Origin of the sequence: Rhodococcus sp. KB6, from assembly GCF_001445685.1 — a bacterium.
Classification (GTDB): Bacteria; Actinomycetota; Actinomycetes; order Mycobacteriales; family Mycobacteriaceae; genus Rhodococcus_F; species Rhodococcus_F qingshengii.
This window is the reverse complement of record NZ_LNAK01000060.1, coordinates 1-930: the sequence shown is the minus strand read 5'-3', so window position 1 is coordinate 930 and position 930 is coordinate 1. Positions and strand designations below refer to the sequence as shown.

The following is a 930-nucleotide window of genomic DNA, read 5'->3' as shown; positions in this document are numbered from 1 at the left end:
CGGTCGCGGAGGCGAAGGCCCAGTTTCGGGCTGGTCGGCGGCGAGTGTATCGGCCGTGGGTAACCGAACCTGGGCTGTGGTTACAGTACGACTTCGGTGACGGGCCAACGATTTCCGGCCGGAAGACGACGTTGTTCTGCGCATGGTTGGCGTGGTCGCGATTTCGGGTGGTGATCCCGATCTGGGACAAGACATTGCCGACGGTGGCGGCGTGTTTGGATGCGACATTCCGCCGCTTGGGCGGGGTTCCGGTCTATGTCCTCACCGACAACGAGAAGACCGCGACGATCGATCACGTGGCCGGGATCGCGGTCCGCAATCCGGAGATCGTGGAGGTGGCACGGCATTACGGCACGACGCTGCGGACGTGTTTACCTGCTGATCCGGAGTCGAAGGGAGGAAGTGAGGCGACGGTGCGGATCGCCAAAGCCGACCTGTTGCCGAAGGAGGTGAACCTGCGCGAGCAGTATCACTCTTTCGGTGAGCTCGAGTCGGCTTGCCGGCAGTTCTGCACCGACGTCAACACCCGCGTCCACAGCTCTACTCGGCGGCGGCCGGTCGAGCGGCTGGCCGAAGAGTTGCAGCGGCTGCATCCGCTGCCGAAATCTCCGTTCACCGCGGTGTTCGGCACTACCCGGCGGGTGAACTGGGAGTCGACGATCTCGGTGGAAGGGGTGCGGTATTCGGTGCCGCACACGTTGATCGACACTCGGGTCTGGGCCCGCTTCCATGGTGAGGAGCTGATCGTGACCGCCGTCGACAATGATGGCGGTGCAGTCGAAGTCGCGCGGCACCGCCGCGGCCAACCCGGTTCACCGGTCCTCGACAACGACCACTACCCACCCCGCCCAGACCGCGACGCCGCCGACCGGGTGCCCAAGCCTCGTACCGCCGCCGAGCTCGCCTTCCTACAGTTGGGCCAGGGTGCCA

The 930-nt window shown here is 65.4% G+C and carries 1 pseudogene; it reads left to right on the top strand.

Going from position 1 to position 930, the window contains the following annotated elements:
• Nucleotides 1-930: pseudogene (istA, locus tag ASU23_RS12015) on the top strand (IS21-like element IS1415 family transposase); the annotation flags it as partial.